This is a genomic window from Desulfomonile tiedjei DSM 6799 (assembly GCF_000266945.1).
GTDB classification, from domain to species: Bacteria; Desulfobacterota; Desulfomonilia; order Desulfomonilales; family Desulfomonilaceae; genus Desulfomonile; species Desulfomonile tiedjei.
In genome coordinates this window covers 2079432-2103156 of the sequence record NC_018025.1, presented here as the reverse complement: position 1 = coordinate 2103156, position 23725 = coordinate 2079432, and the positions used below count along the sequence as shown (strand labels likewise).

General features: G+C 49.7%; 21 protein-coding genes. 14 read left to right on the top strand and 7 right to left on the bottom strand.

All coding sequences use genetic code 11. The features are described from left to right. Positions 1–59 precede the first annotated feature (59 nt). The gene (locus DESTI_RS08820; RefSeq protein ID WP_014809618.1) at positions 60–431 is read right to left on the bottom strand and encodes a hypothetical protein; all 372 of its coding nucleotides are present in this window, start codon (positions 429–431) and stop codon (positions 60–62) included. Positions 432–951: 520 nt separating this feature from the next. On the opposite strand from DESTI_RS08820, the gene DESTI_RS08815 reads away from it, so the two are divergent. From DESTI_RS08815 to DESTI_RS08800, 4 genes are all read left to right on the top strand, one after another. Beyond that, positions 952–1737 (top strand): outer membrane lipoprotein-sorting protein, encoded by a 786-nt coding sequence (locus tag DESTI_RS08815; protein WP_014809617.1) that lies wholly within the window; start codon positions 952–954, stop codon positions 1735–1737. Then, complete coding sequence (locus DESTI_RS08810; protein WP_041286069.1) at positions 1725–2300, top strand: hypothetical protein; 576 nt, start codon at positions 1725–1727, stop codon at positions 2298–2300. Before DESTI_RS08815 ends, DESTI_RS08810 begins: the two co-directional genes overlap by 13 nt. A gap of 92 nt (positions 2301–2392) precedes the next feature. Then, positions 2393–3547 (top strand): SO_0444 family Cu/Zn efflux transporter, encoded by a 1155-nt coding sequence (locus DESTI_RS08805; RefSeq protein WP_014809615.1) that lies wholly within the window; start codon positions 2393–2395, stop codon positions 3545–3547. Between the two features lie 40 nt (positions 3548–3587). Next, the gene (locus tag DESTI_RS08800; RefSeq protein WP_014809614.1) at positions 3588–5237 is read left to right on the top strand and encodes a B12-binding domain-containing radical SAM protein; all 1650 of its coding nucleotides are present in this window, start codon (positions 3588–3590) and stop codon (positions 5235–5237) included. Positions 5238–5601: 364 nt separating this feature from the next. Here the strand turns inward: DESTI_RS08800 and DESTI_RS08795 are convergent, their stop codons facing one another. After that, entirely contained in the window at positions 5602–6828 is a 1227-nt protein-coding gene (locus tag DESTI_RS08795) for an OmpA family protein (RefSeq protein ID WP_014809613.1), read from the bottom strand. Positions 6829–7289: 461 nt separating this feature from the next. Between DESTI_RS08795 and DESTI_RS08790 the strand changes: the two genes are divergently transcribed. Both DESTI_RS08790 and DESTI_RS28615 read left to right on the top strand, forming a co-directional pair. Further along, entirely contained in the window at positions 7290–8705 is a 1416-nt protein-coding gene (locus DESTI_RS08790) for a sigma-54-dependent transcriptional regulator (protein ID WP_014809612.1), read from the top strand. Positions 8706–8793: 88 nt separating this feature from the next. Continuing rightward, on the top strand, positions 8794–9537 hold the full coding sequence (locus DESTI_RS28615) for a metal-dependent transcriptional regulator (protein WP_014809611.1): 744 nt from the start codon (positions 8794–8796) through the stop codon (positions 9535–9537). Here DESTI_RS28615 and DESTI_RS31720 read toward each other — a convergent pair. From DESTI_RS31720 to DESTI_RS08765, 4 genes are all read right to left on the bottom strand, one after another. Beyond that, on the bottom strand, positions 9530–9709 hold the full coding sequence (locus DESTI_RS31720; RefSeq protein ID WP_041286068.1) for a FeoB-associated Cys-rich membrane protein: 180 nt from the start codon (positions 9707–9709) through the stop codon (positions 9530–9532). The two genes, DESTI_RS28615 and DESTI_RS31720, sit on opposite strands and share 8 nt — an antisense overlap. A gap of 301 nt (positions 9710–10010) precedes the next feature. After that, entirely contained in the window at positions 10011–12380 is a 2370-nt protein-coding gene (gene feoB / locus DESTI_RS08775; protein WP_014809610.1) for a ferrous iron transport protein B, read from the bottom strand. A gap of 11 nt (positions 12381–12391) precedes the next feature. After that, entirely contained in the window at positions 12392–12700 is a 309-nt protein-coding gene (locus tag DESTI_RS08770) for a FeoA family protein (protein WP_014809609.1), read from the bottom strand. Between the two features lie 332 nt (positions 12701–13032). Beyond that, positions 13033–13782 (bottom strand): sensor histidine kinase, encoded by a 750-nt coding sequence (locus DESTI_RS08765; protein WP_014809608.1) that lies wholly within the window; start codon positions 13780–13782, stop codon positions 13033–13035. 864 nt (positions 13783–14646) lie between these two features. Between DESTI_RS08765 and DESTI_RS08755 the strand changes: the two genes are divergently transcribed. After that, positions 14647–15105, top strand: coding sequence for a response regulator (locus DESTI_RS08755; RefSeq protein WP_014809606.1), 459 nt, complete (start codon positions 14647–14649; stop codon positions 15103–15105). 65 nt (positions 15106–15170) lie between these two features. Here DESTI_RS08755 and DESTI_RS28610 read toward each other — a convergent pair whose 3' ends face one another. Beyond that, positions 15171–15899 (bottom strand): TraR/DksA family transcriptional regulator, encoded by a 729-nt coding sequence (locus DESTI_RS28610; RefSeq protein WP_014809605.1) that lies wholly within the window; start codon positions 15897–15899, stop codon positions 15171–15173. A 446-nt stretch (positions 15900–16345) separates the two neighbouring features. Between DESTI_RS28610 and DESTI_RS08745 the strand changes: the two genes are divergently transcribed. From DESTI_RS08745 to DESTI_RS08715, 7 genes are all read left to right on the top strand, one after another. Next, complete coding sequence (locus DESTI_RS08745) at positions 16346–16819, top strand: hypothetical protein (protein ID WP_014809604.1); 474 nt, start codon at positions 16346–16348, stop codon at positions 16817–16819. Between the two features lie 89 nt (positions 16820–16908). Further along, the gene (locus DESTI_RS08740) at positions 16909–17574 is read left to right on the top strand and encodes a protein-L-isoaspartate(D-aspartate) O-methyltransferase (RefSeq protein WP_041286931.1); all 666 of its coding nucleotides are present in this window, start codon (positions 16909–16911) and stop codon (positions 17572–17574) included. A 2-nt stretch (positions 17575–17576) separates the two neighbouring features. Then, positions 17577–18422 (top strand): M23 family metallopeptidase, encoded by an 846-nt coding sequence (locus DESTI_RS28605; RefSeq protein WP_169316377.1) that lies wholly within the window; start codon positions 17577–17579, stop codon positions 18420–18422. A 4-nt stretch (positions 18423–18426) separates the two neighbouring features. Further along, positions 18427–20097, top strand: coding sequence for an iron-sulfur cluster-binding protein (locus DESTI_RS08730; protein ID WP_014809601.1), 1671 nt, complete (start codon positions 18427–18429; stop codon positions 20095–20097). 12 nt (positions 20098–20109) lie between these two features. After that, the gene (locus DESTI_RS08725) at positions 20110–20583 is read left to right on the top strand and encodes a hypothetical protein (protein WP_052316015.1); all 474 of its coding nucleotides are present in this window, start codon (positions 20110–20112) and stop codon (positions 20581–20583) included. Further along, a complete protein-coding gene (locus DESTI_RS08720; RefSeq protein WP_014809599.1) occupies positions 20576–22093 on the top strand; it encodes a two-component system sensor histidine kinase NtrB in 1518 nt (505 codons plus the stop codon). Before DESTI_RS08725 ends, DESTI_RS08720 begins: the two co-directional genes overlap by 8 nt. After that, complete coding sequence (locus DESTI_RS08715) at positions 22090–23508, top strand: sigma-54-dependent transcriptional regulator (protein WP_014809598.1); 1419 nt, start codon at positions 22090–22092, stop codon at positions 23506–23508. Before DESTI_RS08720 ends, DESTI_RS08715 begins: the two co-directional genes overlap by 4 nt. The last annotated feature ends 217 nt before the right edge of the window (positions 23509–23725 follow it).

Here is a 23725-nt window from a genome sequence, read left to right as displayed (position 1 = left end):
TACCTCCTTCGGTTTCCGCGAATTCGGCGAACCGGTTTCGCCGCACTACTCATTCGGTTTTATTTGCTTTTTCCCTGAGCTTCAGGAGTACTTGATTTGTCGGATTTTTCAGTCTTTCCGGCGGCCTGAGGGTCGATCTCTTCCACATGAACCCTGTGGAGAGAAAACTCTCCTGCCGTGTGGTCACGTTTCATGACCCAAATCTTTCCGGTTTCGGTGTCGATCATGAACGTAAAGCCCTTCGCCTGCGGAGAAACGAAAATTTGGAACCTGCCGCTGCCTGTTACTTGAGAAGCTGATTCGGTCTTTGGTTCGGGAGACGAGAGTTCTTTCCCAAGAGGCCATTGTGCATAAGCCGGACCTGTTTTCAGAGCAAACAGCACGAACAAGAAAAAAACTAATTTCGCCAGAGACACGGGGAATGTTTTCATATCTAGTCCTGGAGCCGTTCGTTTCGATATCAGGAACACGCATCAAGTCTTCCCGCGACCGCTCACTATACCAGTCTCGGTGAAAGCCGTCAATTTTCCACGTACGACGGTTGCGGTCACTTAGGAAAAAAACAATGAACAGCGGGTTCAAAAATAATTCACCGTGTGCTAGGTTAGGCATTCTCATTTATTGAATGCCATAGCCTTCCTTTTAGGATGGTCTGAGTTGAAGGTGCAGCCGGGTGGAGAGGTTTATCGAGTCGGTCGGAATATCGGGAAACTGACCGATCCCACCCCTAATTACAGGAGCGCGGCACACTGATTCGTAATGATAGTGCCTTGTCTATCCATACAGAACGGCTGCCCGACAAGAGGCAAATGAATTGACAAGTCCTGTTTTTTTATGGTATTAAGCGTCATACACAAAAATAATTTGAAGGTTTATACAAGATTGCTTGTTCTTCGTGTCCTAAATCGCCGTATTCCTTTGTGAACGGTATTAAACTAACTGGATTTGTAGATGCGTCTTCATTCAAAACTTCTTAGCGTTGTTATCTTCACGTTCTTTATGTGTTTTTCATTCGTCCCTGCCCACGCGATGACCGCGGATGAGATTCTCCAGCAGGTTGAGAAGCAGAATTTTAACGACAATTTTCGAATAGTTCTTTCCTCAAAGACCCTCAAAGGGAAAAAAACCGTGTCGGAAAACGTCATATGGCTCATGGGCGTGCGGCTCGGTGACAAGAATGCCTTTTTTCTGGATTTCGAGCAGCCTAAGGAATCCCAAGGTCTTCGGTTTTTGATTCTCGTAGACGCGAATAAGAGCGCGCAGGCATTCATGTATTTACCGGCAACGGGAAAAACCCTGCCTCTCGCCATGGACGATCCTGCCGCGGATCTTGGCGGCACAGGACTATCTGTTGAGGACATCCAGGGTTTCATTCCCAAGGCGGACGAGAAACCCTCGATCTTGAAAGAAGAACAGGTGGACGGCAAGGATTGTTATGTGATTCGCATTGAACAGCCGTCCGATTCATCCGAGCGACAGTTGTGGATTACGAAGAAGGATTTTATCCTGCTGAAAACCCAAGCTGTCGATCGGTCGGGAAAAGTTAAGAGGACGTTTCGAGTTACCGAAATGTTCAAGACCGAGCAGGGACGGGAGTTTCCCAGAGCAGAGGAGATAACCATTCCGGAAAAGGATACCCGTGTGCTGATACGTCAGGAGAACGCCGTCTTCGGGATTGAGATTCCGGAAGAGATATCGGATCCGGCCAAGTTCGGAACATTTCGTTGGAAAAGCTGATTGATTTTTGCTTCTATCCCGCGGCTCACACAGTACCTGCTGTTTGGAGCCGCAAAGATAGGTGGCGTATTGTGTTGGGAATCGTGAAAAGAGTCGTTGTTGTGTCATTGGTGTTGCTCGCATCCGGATGCGCGAGTCTTCCCGACGTAAACCGTATCCAGGGCAATATGGATAAAATGGTTCATTATATGGGGGTCATGTCCACAACCATGCCCGCCATGGTCTACAATACCAGCCGAATGGCGGATACTGCCGAACGCATGCAACGTAAATCCGATGGCATGTTGGCAGATCTCCAGAAAAAAGGCGGAACCGCCGAAAAAGCTATCCAGAATTATTCACAAGCCTTTCTCGACAACGATCGTGCTGTAATTAAAGGGCTTCAGGGTATCAAAGAAGAACTCAGTGAAGTAAGGCAATCCTTAAAGCGCCCGGATACAACACAGGATGCTCGAGAACAGGCGCGTGCAGCCGCTGCACTTCAGGCAAAAATGAACGCGTTGGAGGCCAAGCTTTCGGCATTGTCCGACAAAGTCGACAAATTGGATCGGAAATCCCCTTAGAAACGCTATACGCATTTGAATAAAAGGCCCGCGTTACACGATTCTTTTTAGCAGAAGGTGACGAGGGCCTTTTTAGTTGCTATTATCCTTCCATGGAAACACTTCTCGTCATATTTATGTCATCCGTGAAATTGTTTGCAGATGCAGCGCTTTACATACTCCTCGGGTTCTTCGTCGCAGGGCTTCTTCGGGTGTACATACGTCCCGACTCGGTTGCCCATTATTTCCACCGAGGTCGATTCAGGTCAGTGCTGTACGCTTCCCTTTTGGGAATCCCTATCCCGCTCTGATCGTGCGGGGTTGTTCCCGCAGTTGCGGGATTCAAAAAACAGGGGGCAAACAACGGAGCCTGTCTTTCTTTTCTGATCTCTACTCCTGAGAGCGGTGTGGATTCCATTGCCATTACGTATTCTCTTTTGGATCCCATTATGACTGTCTTGCGGCCGTTCGCGGCATTTGCAACGGCACTGTTTGCAGGCGTCCTGGAGAATTTTACCGGCAAATCGTACAGAGAAGCGCGTGAGGCCGTCCCGGATAGGACCTGTCTCGTTGATGGCTGCTGCGACGGCGTGGATTGCGATCCCGCAGTGCACGCAGCGCACCATTCGTTTGCGGAAAAACTTGTCGCCGGAATGCGCTATGCGTTCGACGAACTCATGGGCGATCTTTTGAAATGGTTTCTCCTTGGCATACTGCTTGCCGGCATCATTACGGCATGCGTCCCTGAATCGTTGATTTCAGGAGTTTTCGGATCGGGCATTCTGGGATACCTGGCAGTGCTCGCGATGAGTCTTCCGATGTACGTGTGTGCCTCTATGTCGACGCCTATCGCTGCCGCATTGATCCTGAAAGGAATGAGCCCGGGTACTGCTCTTGTGTTCCTTCTGGCCGGACCTGCGACCAACATCGCCACGGTAACCATGGTAGCCGGGATTCTCGGAAGACGCACCCTGACCGTTTATCTTGTATCAATTGTACTGTGCACACTGGGACTGGCTTTTCTTACAGATTTCATCTACGGAGCTCTGGGAATCCACGCGGTCGCTGAGATCGGTCAAGCCTCAAAAGAGTTTGTACCTGAATGGTTGGAGACTGGCGCCGCTGTGCTCCTTGCTGTTCTGATGTTGAGGGTTGCGCTGCAGAAACTCTCGGCAGCGAATTGGCCGGGAAGACTGCGGAGACATTCTCCCGAGAAGACGCACGCGGACTGCTCTTGCGGACACACTGATTCCAAAGGAGCGGGGTGAGGCGCAAAGTAATCCCCGTGAGGGATCGCTGAACACATTTATGAAAGAACAATTTCCGGACACGGCACTCTTTTCGGGCTCTCCTTCCGATCCGGGAGTGGTGCTGGTACATCCTCCTGCGATCAGCAAACGTTATCTTCGCACGAAATTCATGCCTTACGGTATGTCCGTTATCTACGCGTTTCTGAAGCACCATTCAGTGCCGGTGATCCAAACGGATTTTCTGATGGAGTATCTTTTCGATTCTCCGGATGATATCGATTATCACAACCCTGACAGGACATTTTCCCAGGAAAGCTTTTTCAACAGTTTGAAAGGTGCGGCCGATCACCCGGGATTGCGACAATTTGTGGAAAAATACGGGCCGAAGATTCCCTCTGGAGCAGGCATTTACGGATTTTCCATTGTCGCGTATCACCAGTACTGGGCAGCGCTCTTGCTGGGCAGGTTCATACGGGAGACAAATCCGCAAGCACTCATTGTCTTTGGCGGGCCTTTCATAACCATACGACCGTCCGAATCGTTTGTTCCTCATGGCATTGCAGATTACTGGGTCAAGGGAAATGGTGAACTGCCGCTCCTGATGCTTCATGCCTTGTTCAAAGGCAGGCGAGAGCTAGACCTCGCGAGCATTCCTGGGCTGGTGCATATCGATGAAGGCAGAATCATTACCAATTCCAAATCAGATCTGCCTGCTGAACAGGAATTTCCGCCGGAATTTGAAGGACTCGATCTGAGCCAGTATCGGTACGAACACCCAATGACGGGCAAGAATACTTTTTTCTTGCCATACAGGATTTCCAAAGGATGTCCTTCCCGGTGCAGTTTTTGTACAGGCAGGCTCGTGGATCGATACGATTACAAATCCGAGGACAAAGTCATCCGTGAGCTAAAGCATCTTACCAGTACGTACGGCACGAACAACGTGCAGTTCGCTGACGCTTCCATAAACGGAAATCCTGTGCAACTATCGAATATATGCGATCGGATTGCCGAAGAATTGCCGGATCTTCGCTGGTACGCGTATGCCAGAGTAAAAGGATGCTCCAAAGATGTACTGGAAAAAAGCAAGAAAGCCGGATGCTTCAGCTTGTTCTGGGGAGTCGAATCCGCGGATCCTCGAACAGTGGATCTTTTGGGAAAACGATTCGATGTCCGGGAAATGCACGATTTGTTGGAGCACGCCATTGCGATAGGAATAAAGAATTATGTGCACCTGATGTACAATACTCCCCATGAGTCTCAGAAAACTCTCTCGAACTTGACCGGCTTTATCGACCGCTACGTGGACTTGCCCCTGGTTGTGTTACTGCCGCAGCGTTTTCTCCTGGAACCGCAATCGTTACTGTTTGAAAAATCGGACCATTATGGGCTCACAAATATTCGAAAAGTGTCCGGGCCGGTCTTCGAACGCGAACAGTACGAGTATGATGAATTGGGGGGAACCGACCATGACTCTATCATGGAGAGAAACGCTCGACACCGTGAAATTCTTGGACCGCACCTTGAACTGATTCGCTGCCGGAACCTGTTCGATTTTTCAGAAAACCGCAGACTCAAACGTTTCGGGCCACGCGCAATGATGCAATTGCATGCAATTTCCTCCCGATCCCCGCTCTTCCGTCGTTTGTACGATTCTTTTGTGAAATGGATGGAAACCCGCGAGAAGACTATTCGCGAGCAATTGTAATTGGTACCACCATTTTGCATTCAAGATGCTGACTGCCACGGACCCGCCGTGTAGGTCCGTGTTACCGCCTCAATGCGAACTATCTTGACCAAGTCTATACTTTATGGATTTCGTTGATGTGCCGTTGAACGGTCTATCTATGCTGTTCGTGCACCTTTACTATCAACATGGGTCGGCAGGGACGCCGACCCCTACCAAGCGCTCGAGCTGGGGGGGGGGGGGGATTTTCAAGGGATTAGCCGTACCGAATTGGGTCGTTATTTTTGACAATCGCCATATAATTGACAATGTGCTGACAAAAGCAATCGGTGGCACTTCTTTGAGAGAAGCGTCACCGATTACTTTTTCATGATATGGATGGAAACTATTTGCCGACGGATCTTGGCGGAGGAGTTATCGCCACCGGCGGACGTTTGGAGTGAGGCGGAGGCTTCACGGGCGATGCCCATTCTTCTTCCGAATCTCTTTCCTGCGTGTTCGTGATATCGCCTACTGCAACGTTACCAAACGTGTGGAGATGCTTTTCGTCGTAGGGGAAGTTTCTCAGCGGCAGCATGAGAGACAGGTTTGCCTGCTCGTTTCTCATGTTGAGATCCGGGTTTTGGTTGTCATAACGAGGCAGTTCTTCACCCCAGCTACGCACAAGAACTCTCGACGGATGAATGTGATATATCCTGACAAGGGCGTCTTTCACGTTTTGAGCACGCTTTAGAGCCAAGCCGTAATTTGAATCCGTGTTCCCGATGAAATTGGAATGCCCGTCGATCTGCAAAACATATTGGGGGATAGCATTGAGGAAATTCGCTACGGCCTCTAGTTTCAGCGCTTCCGAAGATATGAGCTCTGCACTCTTGGGTTTGAAGAATATTTCCGGATAAGGAAACATCACTTCTCTGATCGTGATATCCCAGGCGAAGGCCTTCATGAGAGGCTTGTCTCGTACTTCTTCCCAATGTCTGGAATATCCGCCGGTAAGCTTGCATACTTCATAGAGGTTACGCCAGCCAACTTCCGTGCTTCCAACGTACACTCCGTAAATTTCCACTCTGTCGCCGTACGTGTCCTTCAGCGCTGTTGCAGTCTTCTGAGGGCACTCGCCCATGCGGCCGCCATCGGTAAAGACAATGATAGCCGTACGCCCCGTACTCTGGCATATCATGGAACCGGCAAGTTGGAGCGCTTCGGGCAACCCTGCAGTTGTACACGGCAGGAAGGTTTCTTTTCGCAAACACGGAAACAGCGATGCATACTTGTTGCGGGTCCAGGGGCTCAGAGGACTCAACAACTGAGGCGTCTTGCAATCGCCGTACGTGATCAATGCCGAGTTGACGTCGTATTGCCATCGAGGAATATGAGGCATCAATGCATTGAACATCTGAAACGCACGTGTCGCAACGAACAATCTGGAGTGATCGAAGTTCTGCGGAAAACCGGCGGTCATTGAATCCGAAACATCGAAAATGAAGATCACATTATGAAATTTCGGAATGTAATCATGATTCTTTTCAAGTACTTTAATGCCCGAGATCGCCACAGACGGCAGCATGATCATGAGGGCTGCCAACAATACGGCCGGAAGACTTGTTTTCATTAACCATCCTCCACCGGACACAATCATCTTAAATAATGATCGAAGTCCAATATATACAGCCTCATATTAAAGTAATTATTTAAGTATGTCAAGAACTATCTCGAACCTATCGCCCTGAAAATACATATGTTGCCAGCCTCAACGTGAGGACGTCCAGGCAATTGAGAGAAGGCAAATGAATTCTCGGCTCCCGCAGCGCTATTATCAAGACCGAAAATACGGAAGGACGATCTTTGTTCAACGCGAACTTACTCTCGTGGCCGGAGATTCCGTTTTCGGCGCAAGTCACAAATGATAGAAAAAAGTTCAGTTTACTCCATAGACTTTCCTTTTCGCTTGGAATGGAATTCTTCACAGGATACACTTACCTTATCCAAGCGAATGGACTGATACCAATTTGCTTTCAAAGTTTGACGAAAATCCCCTCTTATCCCCCTTATAAAGGGGGATAAGAGGGGATTTTGAATGCAAATTCGTATGAACTCTTTCCCTCCGGTTTTTGTATGGTCGAGCAATTGCGGAAAATTCTGGTGGTCGACGATGAGCCGAATATGCTCCATATGTTGCATGCCGTGCTCACACAGGACGGGTTTGAGCCCACTTGTGCGGAATCCGGGCCGCAAGCTTTGGAGCTTGTGGAAAAAGAGGAATTCGATTTCATCCTGTCAGACGTCCGCATGCCCGGTATGGATGGCATTCAGCTTGTAGAAAACCTTCGTGCTCGTCGGGTGGAAGCAATCGTGATACTCATGAGCGCTTACGGGAGTATCGATCTTGCTCTCGAGGCGATACGCAAAGGGGCGTACGACTACATTTCCAAACCGTTCAAGACTGATGAAGTGGTGCTCACCCTGAGAAAAGCCTCGGAACGAGAACGATTGCGCCGAGAGGTAGTAATGCTGAAAAGACGGCTGCTCAGAACCGAGGGGAATCCCACAATCATCGCGAAGAGCAAGGGAATGCATGCCATCCTGGAGTCAGCCCGTCAAGTCGCTGGATTCGATTCCCCTGTGCTGATCACGGGCGAATCCGGCACAGGCAAGGAGCTGATGGCAAGGGAAATTCATGCTCGTTCCCGTATCGCTCAGGGGCCGTTTGTTGCGATAAATTGTGGGGCAATACCTCGGAGTCTTCTTGAGACCGAGCTGTTCGGGCATGCCAAGGGAGCGTTTACCGGTGCCTCTGCAGCGAAACCCGGGCTGTTCGAGGAAGCCCACGGAGGAACGCTGTTTCTGGACGAAATCGGTTCCATGGACATGTCTCTTCAGGTCAAGATTCTCAGGGCGGTGGACAATGGAGAAATTCGCAGAGTCGGACAGAATTCCGCTCGACAGGTAAAGGTCAGAATCCTTGCAGCAACAAACGAAGACCTCACGGCAGCCATTGAACAGGGAACGTTTCGTAGCGACCTTTACTATCGGTTGAACGTGGTCCAGATCCACATACCTCCTCTGCGGGAGAGACGGGAAGATGTGATTCCGCTCGTGGAGCACTTCATAACGATTTTCAATGTCAAGCTTGGGCTTTCGGTAAAGCGGATAACACGCGAAGCCAAAGAAGCACTTACGCGCCATACATGGAAAGGTAATGTACGGGAACTCCAGAACGTGATCGAACGGGCCATGATCCTTACGGAAACCGATTCTATAACGCTCGAAAGCCTCCCTCATGATATCCGGGATTCGTTTTCTACCTATGGCGAAGGCAATCAGGTCGAGGAGACGTTGTCTTTGAAAAAAGCCGCAAAAGTTCTTGAAAAAGATCTAATACTTAGAGCGTTGGACCGAACGGGAGGAAATCGTTCACAAGCTGCATTACTTCTTGAAATCAGCTATCCTTCACTTCTACAAAGAATAAAGGATTACGGCATACGTTGAATCTTACGATGTGAATTCAGACACCGTTCTTGACAACAACTCCGAGGTCATTCATAATTTTAACACATACAAGAGGGGTCCCGACTTCATGGAATCTGCTCCACCACTAGATCTTACGTCGGCTATGGAGGACTATCTCGAGGCTATCTACCACCTCGAGCAGGAGCGTAGGATTGCGCGCGTTCGGGATATCGCCAAACGGCTTAACGTAAAGATGTCCTCCGTGAGCGCAGCGCTCAAGATTCTCGCTTCGAGAGGACTCATTCGCTATGACCCGCATCAGTTCATCACTTTGACTGATATCGGTATAACGAAGGCCGAAGAAATTGTCAGAAAACATGAGGTACTCAAACGTTTTCTGGTACGTGTCCTTCAAGTCGGGGAGAATGTAGCCGAAGACAACGCCTGTCGGATCGAGCATCATCTCGATCCCGAAGTCATCGAGAAGCTGACCAGGTTCGTAGAATTCATTGAAATGTGCCCTGTTGACCAGACCAGATGGCATGAAAACCGCGCGGACACATGTGACGACTGTACACCGTGCCTGGAAAAAGCTCAACGCAGGCTCACGGACAGGCAGCGTGCTCAGCAGGCAGCTATTCAAGGTGGTATGACGCTCGCCGAGGCTGTCCCCGGTTCCCAGGTTATGATCGAGAGTGTCAAGGGAACGGCAAAGTTTCGCAAGAATATAGCTTTGCAGGGGCTAGACACCGGAGTGATCGTGGAAGTGGAAGAAAAGAACGATTCCGGCGGCTTGCGCATTAACACCAAAGGTTATCATGTATCCATCTCGGGAGACGATGCTCCCAAGATCTGCATAAAGCCTATCTGACATTCTCCGGATGATTTTTACAGCTTACGCGCGATCCCTCGCCGCATGACGAACAGTCCTGGCAGGATGGTTCCGCATCTGATTTCATGAGTGCGAATTTTTTCCAGAGGAGCTTGCCAATATAGCCCGCGCAGACAAGTAATATCACGCCTACAATCAACTCTTGCCACATCGTTCTTCTCTTTTCTCAAGCTAACAAAGCGACATATTTTGGCCGCCACCGTTCATCCCGCGACCGACACCCCTGCCGGACTTCTCGGTTGTCATTTGGAGCAAGTATCAGAAATTCTGACGTTTGCCTCACGCTCGAATACAAGATATTAGTGGAGACCGGCGTCCCTGCCGGTCTATTCTATCGATATCATTGATCATATTTGAGATGTGCCGGCACGGAGGCCGGCACCTACTACTACTCCGATCTTCAATCGGACACTTGTCTTGGCAATTGCCACATAATGATCTTCAAAATGGCATTAGATTCCCACATTGAGCAAGGAACCGACAACTTTCACCACAAGGGCTACGCAGTAAGCGAGAAGGGTCGTGTACCCCATTGCAAACAGGGTCCATCTCCACGTACCCGTTTCTTTTCGAATCACTACAAGTGTGGTGAAGCACGGATTGTAGAGCATCACAAACATGATCAGACATACTGCCATGAGAGGATTCCAACCAGATTCCTTTTGCAGCCTTTCAGGAAGACTTGAGGACTCTTCGCTGGGATTCACCTCCCCCAGGCTGTATGCGGTTCCCAGAGTGGATACGACCACTTCTTTGGCTGCAAAACCGCCCACCAGGGCCACATTGGTTCGCCAGTCGAAACCTATGGGTTTGAACACGTATTCAAGGGCCACACCCAAACGGCCTGCTATCGTATTCCTCAGTTTGGTGCTTTGCTTTTCATTCTCCACTTCGGCTTTTTCGTCGGCGTATTTCTTGTAATCCTCAGCCAAAGCGGTCATTTCAGTTATTGCACTCTTGGCGACTCGTTTCTCGGCGGCTTTGTCACCCAATGCCGCAGCCAAAACCCAGTAGCCGCGTTTTTCGTTCTCGAATTCTGCCCCCCTGCCCTCCCCCAGTTTGGTTCTGAAGTTCGCAAACGTCTCCAGGTCGGCTTCCGTGGCGAACACCTGCTGCGCTGAGGGTAAAGCGAGAAATTCGGAAGTCAGGGTTTCAATTTTCTTGTCGAATGGTTCGGCCTTTTCCGGCGCCAGGCCAGGGAAGGTCATCATTGCCCAGATGATAACCGAAATCGCAAGAATCACGGTCCCGGCCTTCTTCACGTACATCCACGTTCGCTCCCACGTGTGAATCAGGAGGCCTCGTAATGTGGGCATCCTGTAAGGAGGCAGTTCGAGCACAAAGGGAGCCGAAGGTCCCGCGAGGACCGTGGAGCGTATTATCTTGGCAGCGGTCAATGCCAGGGCCCATGATACGATTGTAAGCAGGAACATTATCTGAGCTTTTCCATGCGGAAAGAATGCTCCAATCATGAGCGCATAGACGGGAAGCTTTGCACCGCAATTCATCAATGGCGCGACAAGGATCGTTACCAGCCGCTCTTTGGGTTCCTTCATGGTGCGCGTTGCCATAATCCCGGGGACAGCGCAGCCTCCCGCAATTCCTCCGGAGACCATGAGAGCAAGCATGGAGGCTCCGTGAAGCCCGAATCCTCGTAGTACACGATCCAGCATGAATGCTATTCGAGCCATGTAGCCCGTATCTTCAAGAATCGCTATGGCAAAAAACATGAATGCAATAAGGGGCGTAAACCCCAGGACTCCGCCGACACCGTCAATTATGCCACTTACGAGGAGCGATCTGAGCAAACCTTCCGGCAGGAGATCGGTCACCGTGGCGCCGAGCCATTTAAAGAACGCCTCGAACCAGTTTACGAGAGGTTCACTACCCTGAAAGGTAACCAGATAAACCGAGTACAAGACGAGGAGGAGAATGACAGGACCGAGAACACGATTAGTCAGGTATTTATCTATATTTTCGCTCAAATGCACACGATCGGTGGTCTCCACATGAACGGACTGTTTAATCGCACCGGAAATGAAGCCGTATCGCGCGTCGGTAAACAGAATCTCGGGAGTGTCTGCAAAAATGTCGATAAGATGCTTTCGACTCTTCTCGACCTGGGAAACGATCTCGTTGGTTGTCTCGGAACCATTGACCAGCGAGATGATTTCCGGGTCGCCTTCGAGGAGTTTCACGGCAATCCATCTGTTGGAGAGCTTCCCCAGATGAAACCGAGCTTCATTCAATTTGCTTTCAATCTTGACCAGTTCTTCTTCAATTTCGGTCCCGTACTGAATGACCGATCCTGCAACGGGTTTCTCATCCTGGGACTTGTCCAATGCCGTGTCGAGCAGCACATGGATGCCAACGCCCTTTTTCCCATTCGTAGGAATAATCGGGATTCCAAGAAGTTCTGACAGCTTCTTGTGATCGATATGGATTTTGCGGCCTTCTGCAACATCTATCATGTTGAGAGCCATTATTACCTTTGCGCCCATCTCGAGAAGCTGAACCGACAAGTACAAATTGCGTTCCAGGTTGGAGGCGTCCACAACGTCGAGCACAACGTCAGGTGCCCCTTGAACGACAAAATTACGGGCAATGATTTCTTCGAGCGAGTAAGCTGTAAGAGAATAGGTACCGGGCAGGTCTACGACATGAATCTCGTGGTCCGCGTGCCAGAGAGAACCTTCCTTTTTTTCGACAGTTACCCCCGGCCAATTACCAACATGCTGCCGCGCCCCTGTCAGGGCGTTAAACAGCGTTGTCTTGCCGGCATTCGGATTGCCAGCAAGGGCCACCACCATTCTATTTGGCATCGCGATCCCTTCTAAGCGGCTTTTTCCGGCTGGTTCATGATGATGTTGTTCGCTTGGTCTCTGCGGAGGGTCACATGATATCCTTTAATGAGGAATTCGATAGGATCGCTCAACGGGGCAAATTTTACGACCTTGACCTGCGTGCCTCTAATGAAGCCCATTTCCATCATGCGCAGGCGGAATTCGGGATTGCCGCATACCTGCGCGATCGTGCCTGTTTCTCCGGGTCTGTAGCTGGACAGTGTTACCATACCGTTTACCTTACATTCCTCGTCAATCAGAGCCGGGCAGTCGTCACATTGTCGTTCTGCATGAGCCATGATTGCACCTCACCATTTTATTCTAAGACCGAACCAAAGGGTCAGTCCACTACCAGAATTAGTTTCGTCGAACTAATGTTTACCTATCGGCCTCAGCTTTGTCAAGCATCTTCGTAAACTTTTCTGCTTAACTTATTATTTCAATAACTTATCCAATAGATTACTTCTAACAAACGCCTCTACCTATTCGGGAATACCACGAGACATCCATTTCCAGTACTACGGCTAAATGGTTTTTTGATGTGAATCGGGTTTGGAATGATCGAACGCTTTTCGACCTGTTCAAGAGTAGATATTACGAAATGGAAGGCTGAGGTGGTGCGAAAAATAAGCTAGATTTTCACGCCTGCTTTGAACTGGACCACGAATTCGGCCCCATGTACACTCTTGCACAAGGAGAGATCCCCTCCGATTGCCTCGGTAAGCGCCTGTGCTCCAGCCAGGCCGAGCCCGTGACCGCGGACGGGGAATCCGTCAACTTTGACGCATTGAAAATACTGATCGAAAATTTGCTGATGATAGACGTCGGGGATTCCGGGTCCGTCATCTCTCACAGAGATACGGATGAACTCCCCCTCGGAACTGCATCTCAGAAAGACTTTTTTCTGTTTGTACTTGAATGCGTTTGACAGGAGATTCGTCACAATCAGGCACATCTTGGTCTCGTCCGTCTCGATGGTACGAGTAAGTTGGGAATCCTCGGCATCCAAATCGATGTCATTTGCGACGAGAACCTTGCGGAGCGCATCCAAAGTAGGTGCACTCACAAGCGCATCGGAAACGTCGGGATCGACGATATCGAAAACCTCCACTAAAGCGGTTTTGAGAATACCCGATAACGTGCACTCGGTTATTCGTACCACTCCGCGGGCAGCCATATCCATTTCGAGCATGTTGTCCGCCAGTTGTCTGATTTTCAAAGCGTTTCTCAACATGCGTCGCAGTACTTTTTCCTGGCTCGCGGTCAAAGATCCATAACGGTCTTGCTTGTCCAAAAGTGAGCGAGCGCCTGTCTCAATGATATTCACAGGATTCTTCAGGTCATGCACTAAATGGGACGTCTGTATGTTTTTTATCGGCACGAATTACCCCCGGCATAATCAAAGAAATACGGCTCAGGATTGTGCGATGGTAGATTCCTAACCGAACTATTCAGCTTGCGTTTTGCGGATTTCCCGGTCCCAATTCCGCCCGGCTCACATTCATTGCGCGAGATTTCACCGAATATTTTCGGTCCAAAATGGGAATCGACGTATGTTTCGGGGAATCCAAGCTGTAGAGATCTGTTTGGCTTATGACTGCTCACATCGAGCATCGAATAACCGTCCTTCAGACCAGCATTACCGACTATCATAATATCGAAAAAGAAGAAAGATATTTCATCTTCTCGCTCTTCATTGCACGGACCATAGTCATTTTTCTTACGGTAACCGCAATAAAGCCGAAATTCTTATCGCTGCAGAGAAGTCCCGGAAGTCATATATTGATCTCCACAGTTCTTTATAGTATACGTGCAAGAATCGTGTCAAGCGAACGATCTTGGGAGATTAACCCATCGGCGAAAAAAGAGTTATCTCGGGCGTCGATGACCTTTTTTCCCAGGCGTGCAGTACGATCTACTCTTGACCGGTTCTCGTTCAGAACCGCTGCAGCTTGATTTATAGCAGTTGCCAAAATTAGTGACCGATTGAAGATTAGGAATATTGGTGGGTGCCGTGCCTCCGTGCCGGCACATCTTCAATATGATCAATGATATCGATAGAATGGACCGGCAGGGACGCCGGTCCCTACCAATATCCTGTAATTCACACGAGGGATAAACGACAGAATTTTTGGCACTGACTATAACCGGCGATTCCTCACATGCTCTGAACAATGAAATCAAGTTGCCATCATGAGGAGAGACATTTTCGGATTCCAAAATCCATAGTATCGGAGAGAGTTGCTTGCTAAGCGGAAAAGTCATTCTCGTAGTCGATGATGAGCCGGATATCCTTGAGACCGTCAAGGAAATTCTCGAACAATGCCAGGTGGAGACCGCCGGAAGTTTTGCCAGTGCGCAAACGCTTTTGGAAACCCGTTCCTATGATATGGCGGTGCTTGACATTATGGGCGTAAAAGGCGTGGAACTTTTACAGGTGGCGGTTGGCAAGCAAATCCCTTCTGTTATGCTTACGGCTCCTGCCTTGACTCCGGACTACATTCTCAAGTGCATGGAATTAGGCGCCACATCATATCTTCCCAAAGAAGATATTACTCAACTGGATCGACTTCTGGAGGAGCTGTTTGCAATTATGGCAAGCGGTGGTTCTGCTCGATCTCATACGATGAAACGTCTCGAACTGTGGCTTGATGAGCATATCGGCCACTCATGGCGGGACAAGTACGGGAAACTGTGGGAATAAATGCTTGAATGCCAATAGGATCTTTTGAGGGCCCTCCAGAGAGGGTCCTCTGGTATTAATCTTCATTAATCTTCGAAGGATCGCACGTATGTTCCTTCAGACGGCTCTTCTCTCCAAGTGCCGCCCCTGATGCCCTGAGATTCCCTGAGTTTTTCCAATTGATCCATCTCCTCCTGGCAGCGAACGCAGAGCCGTGCAGCAGGAAACAGACGCAATCTCTGTTCAGGAATGGGTTCGCCACAATCTTCACATATGCCGTATTCTCCGAGCTTGATTCTTTCCAAGGCATCTTCGATTTCTTTGAGTTGCCGATGCTGTCGCATGGAAATACGGGCATCCAATTCTCGGGAAATCTCTCCAGTGGCAAGATCTATTTCGTCACCTTTTTCAATAGCGTCAATATTTCTACCTATTTTCAAAGAGGCTATCATTTCCAGCAGAACCTGTTTGGGATTAAAGGGTTCTTTATCGGATGGTTTCCTTTTTACTTCAGGTTCCGGAGTTGTTACCGGTTTACGAACAGGTTCATGCACTGGATGCACGATACGAGGCACCGGCCTCGGTTCCTCTCTCTTGGGCGGTTCCGGAGGTACGGGAGCAGGCTGCGGTGCGGTTTGGATCTCAGTCTCCGAATCTTGAGGCGCTACCCCCTTCTTCGGAACAGCGGTTATTATCCTGTACAAATTCTTCCCATCTTCCACTTTGCGTTCAATTTGGCCTTTTTGGACTTTCCCCCGCACACTGTTGGGGACTATTCCCAAAGCGGCCGCAATTTCTTCACGGGTCATCCACATGCTTGTTGCTCCTTGACTACCATTCCATTTGGCTCTTTTTAATCATCCTTATCCCTGTGAGCAAGATCTTCCGGACTGCATTCCCCCTTCTCACAGGTCTCATGCCAGGAATTCTCGACAACCAAACTGCATTTTCAATTTGAAGCGTCACGCGCTTCGACACCGCGCACGAGTTTTCCAAAGGGGCTATGTCGCGGACGGGAACGTATATCCCTTATCAGGACATTTGTCAACCATTTATTACGGAAGTTTCACAAAAAAATGAAGTGAAGCACTTTTTTCCCAGCCGCTTTATGAAGAAACGTTGAGGCAGGAATACTGAACCGAACTGGACAAATTGAGTGTTAACATATAATCTTAATATGTTACATTGAATTATTCAAAAAACAGTTGAAATAAAGTCGTGTCCGGTCTAAAGGTGACCTATCTGCGGATAGGAGCAAACTATGAATCGAAGCGCCAAATTTCTGATAATCTTACTCCCCGTGGTATTTCTATCAGTTGCACACGCTTGGCAAGTGGACCCCGTAGCACAGTCAGGGGGCCCTTCAAGGCTGTCGATGATGAGACAGGAACAGGGCGGAAAACTGGAGCAACAAGGGCCGCAGCCTTCCGTGCCCGGCCAATCCGAATTTCAGCCCGGAAGATCGCAGGCTTCAGAGGAGATTTGGCCGAAGTATCCGTATCCACCCTATCACAATCCTTTTTACGACGGGCCGCCGGATAAAAACCTGGCGGCACAGGCCCTGGATTGGATGATGCGCGTCCCTTCGGTATTCGTGGACTCTTTTGCTCAATTTCTCGATAAACAGGTGTATCCGAGAATTCCCGCCACTCACGGAGGCGGAGGGGTGCAGGAGAAAGATGTCCAGGGTTCTGCGAATGAAAATGGCCGAAAGGATTCGGACGTTACCAAATAATCTTCTTTACGCTCGCAAACTGTAGAAAAACAGGTGCTTTGTGATTAATATGTCTTGTGAAGAGCGCTGCCGCAGAGGTAAAGAGCATGATAAATTTCGCACAGGCCCGAAACGATATGGTGCAGAAGCAGCTTGTGGCGAGAGGAATAAGGGATCCCAAAGTGCTTTCCGCTCTTGGAGAGGTCCCTCGGCACTTGTTCGTTGACGAATCCTTGCGGGATGAAGCGTACGACGATAATCCTTTGCCCATAGGAGAAGGTCAGACTATAAGTCAACCGTACATGGTTGCCATCATGACGGAGCTCCTGGGTCTTCGAGATTCGGACCGCGTTCTTGAAATCGGGACAGGGTCGGGGTATCAGGCAGCAGTACTCTCCTGTATTTGTCAGTGGGTTTATACGATCGAGCGGTTCCCGTTTCTCTCGGAGAGAGCGCGGCGGATAACGTCTGTCTGCAATTATCGGAATATCAGTTTTCGGGTCGCTGATGGGACTCAAGGCTGGCCGGAGGAAGCGCCTTTCGACGGTATCATCGTTACCGCAGGTGCTCCGAGGATTCCCAAGACCCTGGTGGCACAGCTCGCCCCGGGAGGAAGGCTTATTATTCCTGTGGGGAACAGGTTTTCCCAGACTTTAAAGAGATTTACCCGGCGTGACGATGGAGATACCATTGAAAGCTTTACCGGATGCCGATTCGTAGACCTTGTTGGCGAACACGGTTGGTCTCCATCGTTCTTTTCCGAATGGCAGCACTGAATTTGAAAAGCAGGTTCCACTCAGGTCCCGATGCTCCCGGGTCTCCCGATCGGGGGGTTCCGAACCGGTTGGACGCGCGTAATCTGATTCGCAGGAACCGTATTGGACAGCAACTTGCGATGGGAATCGCGCTGTTCTTGCTTACCGCGTTTCTCAGCGGTTGTCCTCATTACAGTTCAGGCTTGCCCCCTTCCCTGAGACTCGACCATCTGGAACCTGACCAGCCTGCACGAGGAATTCTCCATAAAGTGCTGCCCGATCAGAATTTGCTGTCAATTGCCAAAGCGTACAATATCGATCTTCAGGCACTGGCAGAGGTAAACAACTTGCGACCGCCGTACATGATAAAGGCGGATTCCAGTTTGTTCATCCCCGGCGCATCTCAGGTGATGCCGGTGGAATCAGCGAAAACGGAACCTCAGGAAAAGGAAAAGACTGAGGTGAGGGATTTCACCGGGCTCCTTTCATGGCCGGTCGAAGGGAAAATCATCTCGGAATTCGGAGTCCGAGGCGGTACACAGTACAACGGAATTACCATACAGGCGCCGGAAGGAAGTCCCGTCCGAGCTTCCGGGAACGGTCGAGTCGGTCATGTCGGAACAATAACGCTATTCGGGAACGTGGTGCTGATCGAGCATCCGAATAATCTGGTAACAGTGTACGCTCACCTCAAAGAGATCAAAGTAACCGCTGGTGACACGGTAAAGAATGGGCAGATTATAGGTACTGTCGGGAGTTCCGGAAGATCGGAAGGACCGACGCTCTATTATGAAGTGCGCTCCAGGAAGAAGCCGAGAAATCCACTCTTCTTCATGGACAGAAAAGCGGAAGTTAAAGAGACCGGTTGAAGAAATGACAGATAACAAGTTTTGGCAATTAACTCAGGATAAGCTGGTCGGCACTGGTTTGGCCGGTTTGGGAATACGCGCTCCGTTTACCATTCCTTCGGGAATCGTCACTACCGCTCCAAGCGTAATCTCTGCGATTGCGAAATTACCTGAAATCGGATTCCTGACTACGAAAACGCTGAGTCTTCGCCCCAGGGCGGGATACCGGGAACCGGTCATTCATGAATATTATCCCGGCTGTTTTGTCAATGCTGTCGGATTGGCTAATCCGGGTGCAGAAGTATTCCTGAGGACAATGCAAGCGCTTTTGCCTTTGCACGAGAATAAACCCCTGGTGGTTTCGATAATGGGAGAAAATCCGCAAGAATTCCTCGATTGCGCCCTCGTATTGGATCCCATTGCGGATGCATTTGAACTGAATCTTTCATGCCCCCATGTGAAGGGTGCAGGCCAGAGTATCGGTTCCGATCCTGAAGCTGTGAGCGAAGTCATTCGGTCCATAAAGGTCCGAACTCGAAAACCCGTGATACCGAAGCTGTCTCCCAACCTGGGAGATATTGCAGGAATGGCCAGACTTTGCCGGGATTCGGGAGCAGATGCTTTGAGCCTTATCAATACTGTAGGACCTGGCATAGCCTTGGACCAGGAAGGTAATCCTATTTTGTCGAATGTACTGGGAGGGCTTTCCGGCTCGGGAATCCTTCCAATCGGGATAAAATCCGTTCGAGAAGCTTCACGCGCCGTCGATCTTCCCATAATTGCTTCAGGTGGCATCGGTTCTGCGGATGATGTTCGATCCTACGCGTCTGTCGGTGCTTCTCTGTTCGCGATCGGATCGTCATTGGCCGGATTGAGCACGCCACAATTGGCCAATTTTTTTGAACGCTTGATGGATTCCCTGAACGGTGGACAGCAGAATTCGCCTCAGGGACCTGTCCGTTCGGAAAGACGGATGAATTACATGAAAACTCAAGTCATAGAAAACTCCAGATTAGGGGCGGGGATATTCAAATTGGTCCTGGAACAGGGGCCTGCATGCAATCCCGGAATGTATTTTTTCCTGAGACTTCCGGAAGTAGGCGAGAAACCTTTCTCTCCTGCATGGGATACCGAGCCCGTCTATCTCGTAAGAAAAGTTGGGATCTTCACCGAAGCACTTGAAAAGTTGCAATCCGGTGATAGCATATATATGCGAGGTCCTTACGGAAACGGATTTGAACAGCCCTGGCCGCATGAATCGGTCGTGCTTGTAGGTGGCGGCACGGGAACCGCACCGATCCTTATGGCAGCCCGCCGCTGGCCCAATTCGGTATTCAGAGCTTTTTTCGGGTTCTCCGAACAGGTGAACGATAGCTTCCACAAGGAGATGCTCCAGTTCGTTCCGTCGGCGAATATTATCTACGATCGACCGAACGAGATTGGAAAAGTGGTGCGTTCACTCGCGGAAGATGCATGTTCCCACAGAGAGGATTACTCTCGAAGCCGTGTGTACGTGTGCGGGCCCGCAGCGATGATGAATGCCGTTTATGCAGTCCTCGACGGAATCGTTCCTCCCGAGCGAATCTGCATAGCACGAGAAGACATTATGAAGTGCGGGATAGGATTGTGTGGAACCTGTGCAACGGAACAGGGATTCAGATCCTGCGTGGATGGTCCCGTTGAAACGAGAGCATAAAGAAAAGAACAGATGATTCGTTTAAGAGTTCCAGCAATATTGTTTGCTGCGCTGGTACTATGTATAAAACCCGATTGTGCAGAGGCCTTTCAGTCTCATCCAGCGCCTGAAGGCCTCTATGTGCACCAGATCGCCCATATTGTTTTTATCATTGCCATGGGGTTCTTGGCGTATTGGCTTCAGTATAATTTGCTGATACGCGAACGGGGATGGCGCCTGATTCAGCTCGCATGCTTGCTGCTCATACTATGGAATGTGGTCGCGTTCATCGGTCACTGGGTTGAAACCCGCATTCCCGATGCCTCGGTCGTAGGGGAGCCGGATTGGTCACAACGGATTCGTGTCGATTTACACCCTCTCATTCCTTTGTACTATATGCTCAAACTCGATCACCTTGTATCTGTGCCTGCGATGATAGCGCTTTTCCTTGGAATCAGATCTCTGTACAAACAGGCGCTTGCGGAGGAACATCATTTCGATGAGTGATTCATATCCCCTGGCCCCGGTTTGGTTTGTCGACGTAGTGGGATCGTCTCTTGTCATCGTATTTGCGTTCCTCGCCGTCACGTACGCAGCGAGACTGGCGCGTATTCAGAAGTCCCGTCTTATCTGGACATACATGCTCTGGTTGTGTGCTGCACTGGCTCTGTTCGGCCTGTCGCGCGGCGTGGGCCATATTGCAAAACGCTACCTTCTCATGATGGACATGCGTGATATATGGGTAAGTCTTCGCCCCTATTCCGGAGGCATTAATACCATTGCGTTCGTATTGGTGGCCTCAATAACGCTTTTCTTTCAGAGAGTTCAGAAGATCAACCGGGAAATACTGCAGGACAAGAAAGCCCTGGAAACGGCCAGCAGAGAAGTTATGCACCTGAACAGAAATCTGGAATCGGTCGTGCAGGAGCGCACAGAAGAACTGAGCCGATCCGAACAGAAATTCAGGAGAATCTTTGAAAGCTCTATGGATGTGATATTCATCCTGGATGATAAAGGCCGTTTTTTGGATATAAACCCTGCCGGTATAACCACCCTGGGATACGATCGCGATCGTCTTGTGGGACAAATGGGGCTCTACGATCTCTGTACATCGGGAGAATCCTACGCGAGTCTTTTCCAGGAACTCCATACTACGGGATTCGTAAAAGATAGAGAATGCCTTTTCCTGGCAAGCAACGGCTCCGAGCTGCATCTCTTGTTAAGTGCCACCATCAGAAGAGGCGAATCCGGAGAAACGCTCAACTATGAAGGTATAGCCAAGGACATTACTTCAAGAGTGCAGATGGAACGTCAGCTCCAACAGGCAGACAAGCTTGCGTCGCTGGGGCAGATTTCCACAGGAATTGCACATGAGATCAATAATCCGCTGGGGATAATACTTGGGTACACGCAGTTGCTGTTAAGGGAGCAAGCACCTCGAAGCCAGATGCATGACGATTTGAAGACGATCGAAAAGCATACTCGCAATTGCAAAGGCATAGTGGAAGACCTTCTGAAGTTCTCGAGAAGCACTCCTATCCGAAAGATTCCGGTCGACGTGAATAGTTCTCTTGCCGAGGTAATATCTCTCCTCGGCCATCAGTTCGAGTTGGACAAGATCGATATCAAGACCGACCTGGATGGTACCATCCCGAAAATAACGGGCGATGCGGAAAAACTCAAACAGGTCTTCATGAACTTGCTGATGAATGCCAAGCAGGCGATTTCCGGAAAAGGAGAAATCTCCGTCACGACGCGTAGGAATGGAAACTCAATCGACATCTCCATCTCGGATTCCGGATCGGGAATAGCTCCTCAAGTGATGAACAAGATTTTCGACCCGTTCTTCACCACCAAACCTGTCGGGGAAGGTACCGGACTGGGATTGTCGGTAAGTTACGGCATTATCCAGGACCACAGCGGCCGCATTGAAGTAGAAAGCCGGCCGGGAAAAGGGAGCACTTTTACTGTGATCTTACCGCTGAACGAGCAGTCGGCGGCAGAGGAGGCACTATGAGCATGCTGCCCTCAGCGCGACTCCTCATAGTCGATGATGAAGAAGACATGCTTCGGCTCCTGAAGAGAAGTCTGACGGCAGATCTGAATTGCGAGATCGAAGCCGTGCCCGATGCAGTCAGTGCCTTAACGCTCCTGGAATCCTCACGGTTCGATGTTGCCCTTGCCGATGTGCGAATGCCCGGAATGGATGGGATGGAATTTCTGGAGCGCACCAAGACAGCTCATCCTGAGCTTACCGTCGTCATGATGACTGCATACGGGAGTATCGACCTTGCTGTGCAAGCGATTAAACAGGGTGCGTACGACTTTATCACAAAGCCCTTTGAACACGACAAATTGGTGCATCTTCTCGGGAAGGCTTTTGAACGAACCAGGTTGATTCATGAAAATCTCCTCCTCCAGAAAAGGGTTCGCGAGCAGGAAAGCTTCCAGGAAATGGTAGGAACCAGCCCCAAGATCCGCAAGATTTTCGAGACCATTAAAATTATTAGCAATACAGATGTTACCGTGTTGATTACAGGTGAATCGGGAACAGGTAAAGATCTCGCAGCTCGAGCGATTCATCGACTCAGTCAAAGAGATCAGGGTCCTTTTGTTGCGGTAAATTGTCCGAATCTTCCTGAAAATATCCTTGAGAGTGAGCTGTTCGGGTACAAGAAAGGTGCTTTCACACATGCTGCCCAGGACAGAAGAGGGCTCTTCCGGGAAGCTGAAGGCGGGACAATATATCTGGACGAAATAGGCGATATTTCTCCGACACTGCAGACAAAATTGCTTCGAGTTCTCCAGGACAAGGAGATCAGGCCCCTCGGACAGACGAAATCGGTCAAAGTCGACGTGCGTATCATTGCGTCTACGAATCGGGACCTGGCCGCTAAGATCCAAGATCAGACTTTCAGAGAGGACCTCTTTTATCGGCTCAATGTACTCTCGCTGCAAATGCCGTCACTTCGAGAGCGTCCCGAAGACATCCCCTTGTTGATCCAACATTTTCTGGAGAAGTACTCGAAGGAATTCGGAAAGCCGCTGAAACGGGCGTCCGACGAAGTGATCCAGATATTTTTGTCCCATCCGTGGCGGGGCAATGTACGAGAACTGGAAAATCTCGTCAGCCGGGCTGTTCTCATGTCACCGGGAGAGGTTATCCGTGAGGAAGATCTTGATTGGCCTATCAGGGAAACGGAAGAATGCCTGGTACCTGCAGAAGTAAGTTTTCTTCCTTACAAGGAAGCCAAAGCACAGGTACTGGAGAAATTCAACCGAGAGTACGTTTCCCGCGTGCTGATGCGGAACAACAATAATGTTACAAAGGCGGCCAAGGAATGCGGTCTCGAACGGCAGGCCCTGCAACAGGTGATGCGGAGATATGCCATCAGAAACAAAGAACTCCTTTCGAACGAAGATGCTGAGTAATGCAGTACATTTATTGCACCTGCAAAAAATTCCGATTCTTCCTATCTCACTGAAAACATTAACCATATTTCATTTTAGTCCCATCTGGAGTGCATGAATTTCGTTGCACTTGGCAACATCCGGATTGGTCTCTCGAATTATCAAACAGAGTGGCTGAGAGCCATATATTTGTCTTTCACCTGCAATTCCGGTCAATTGGCAACATAATTTCCGAATA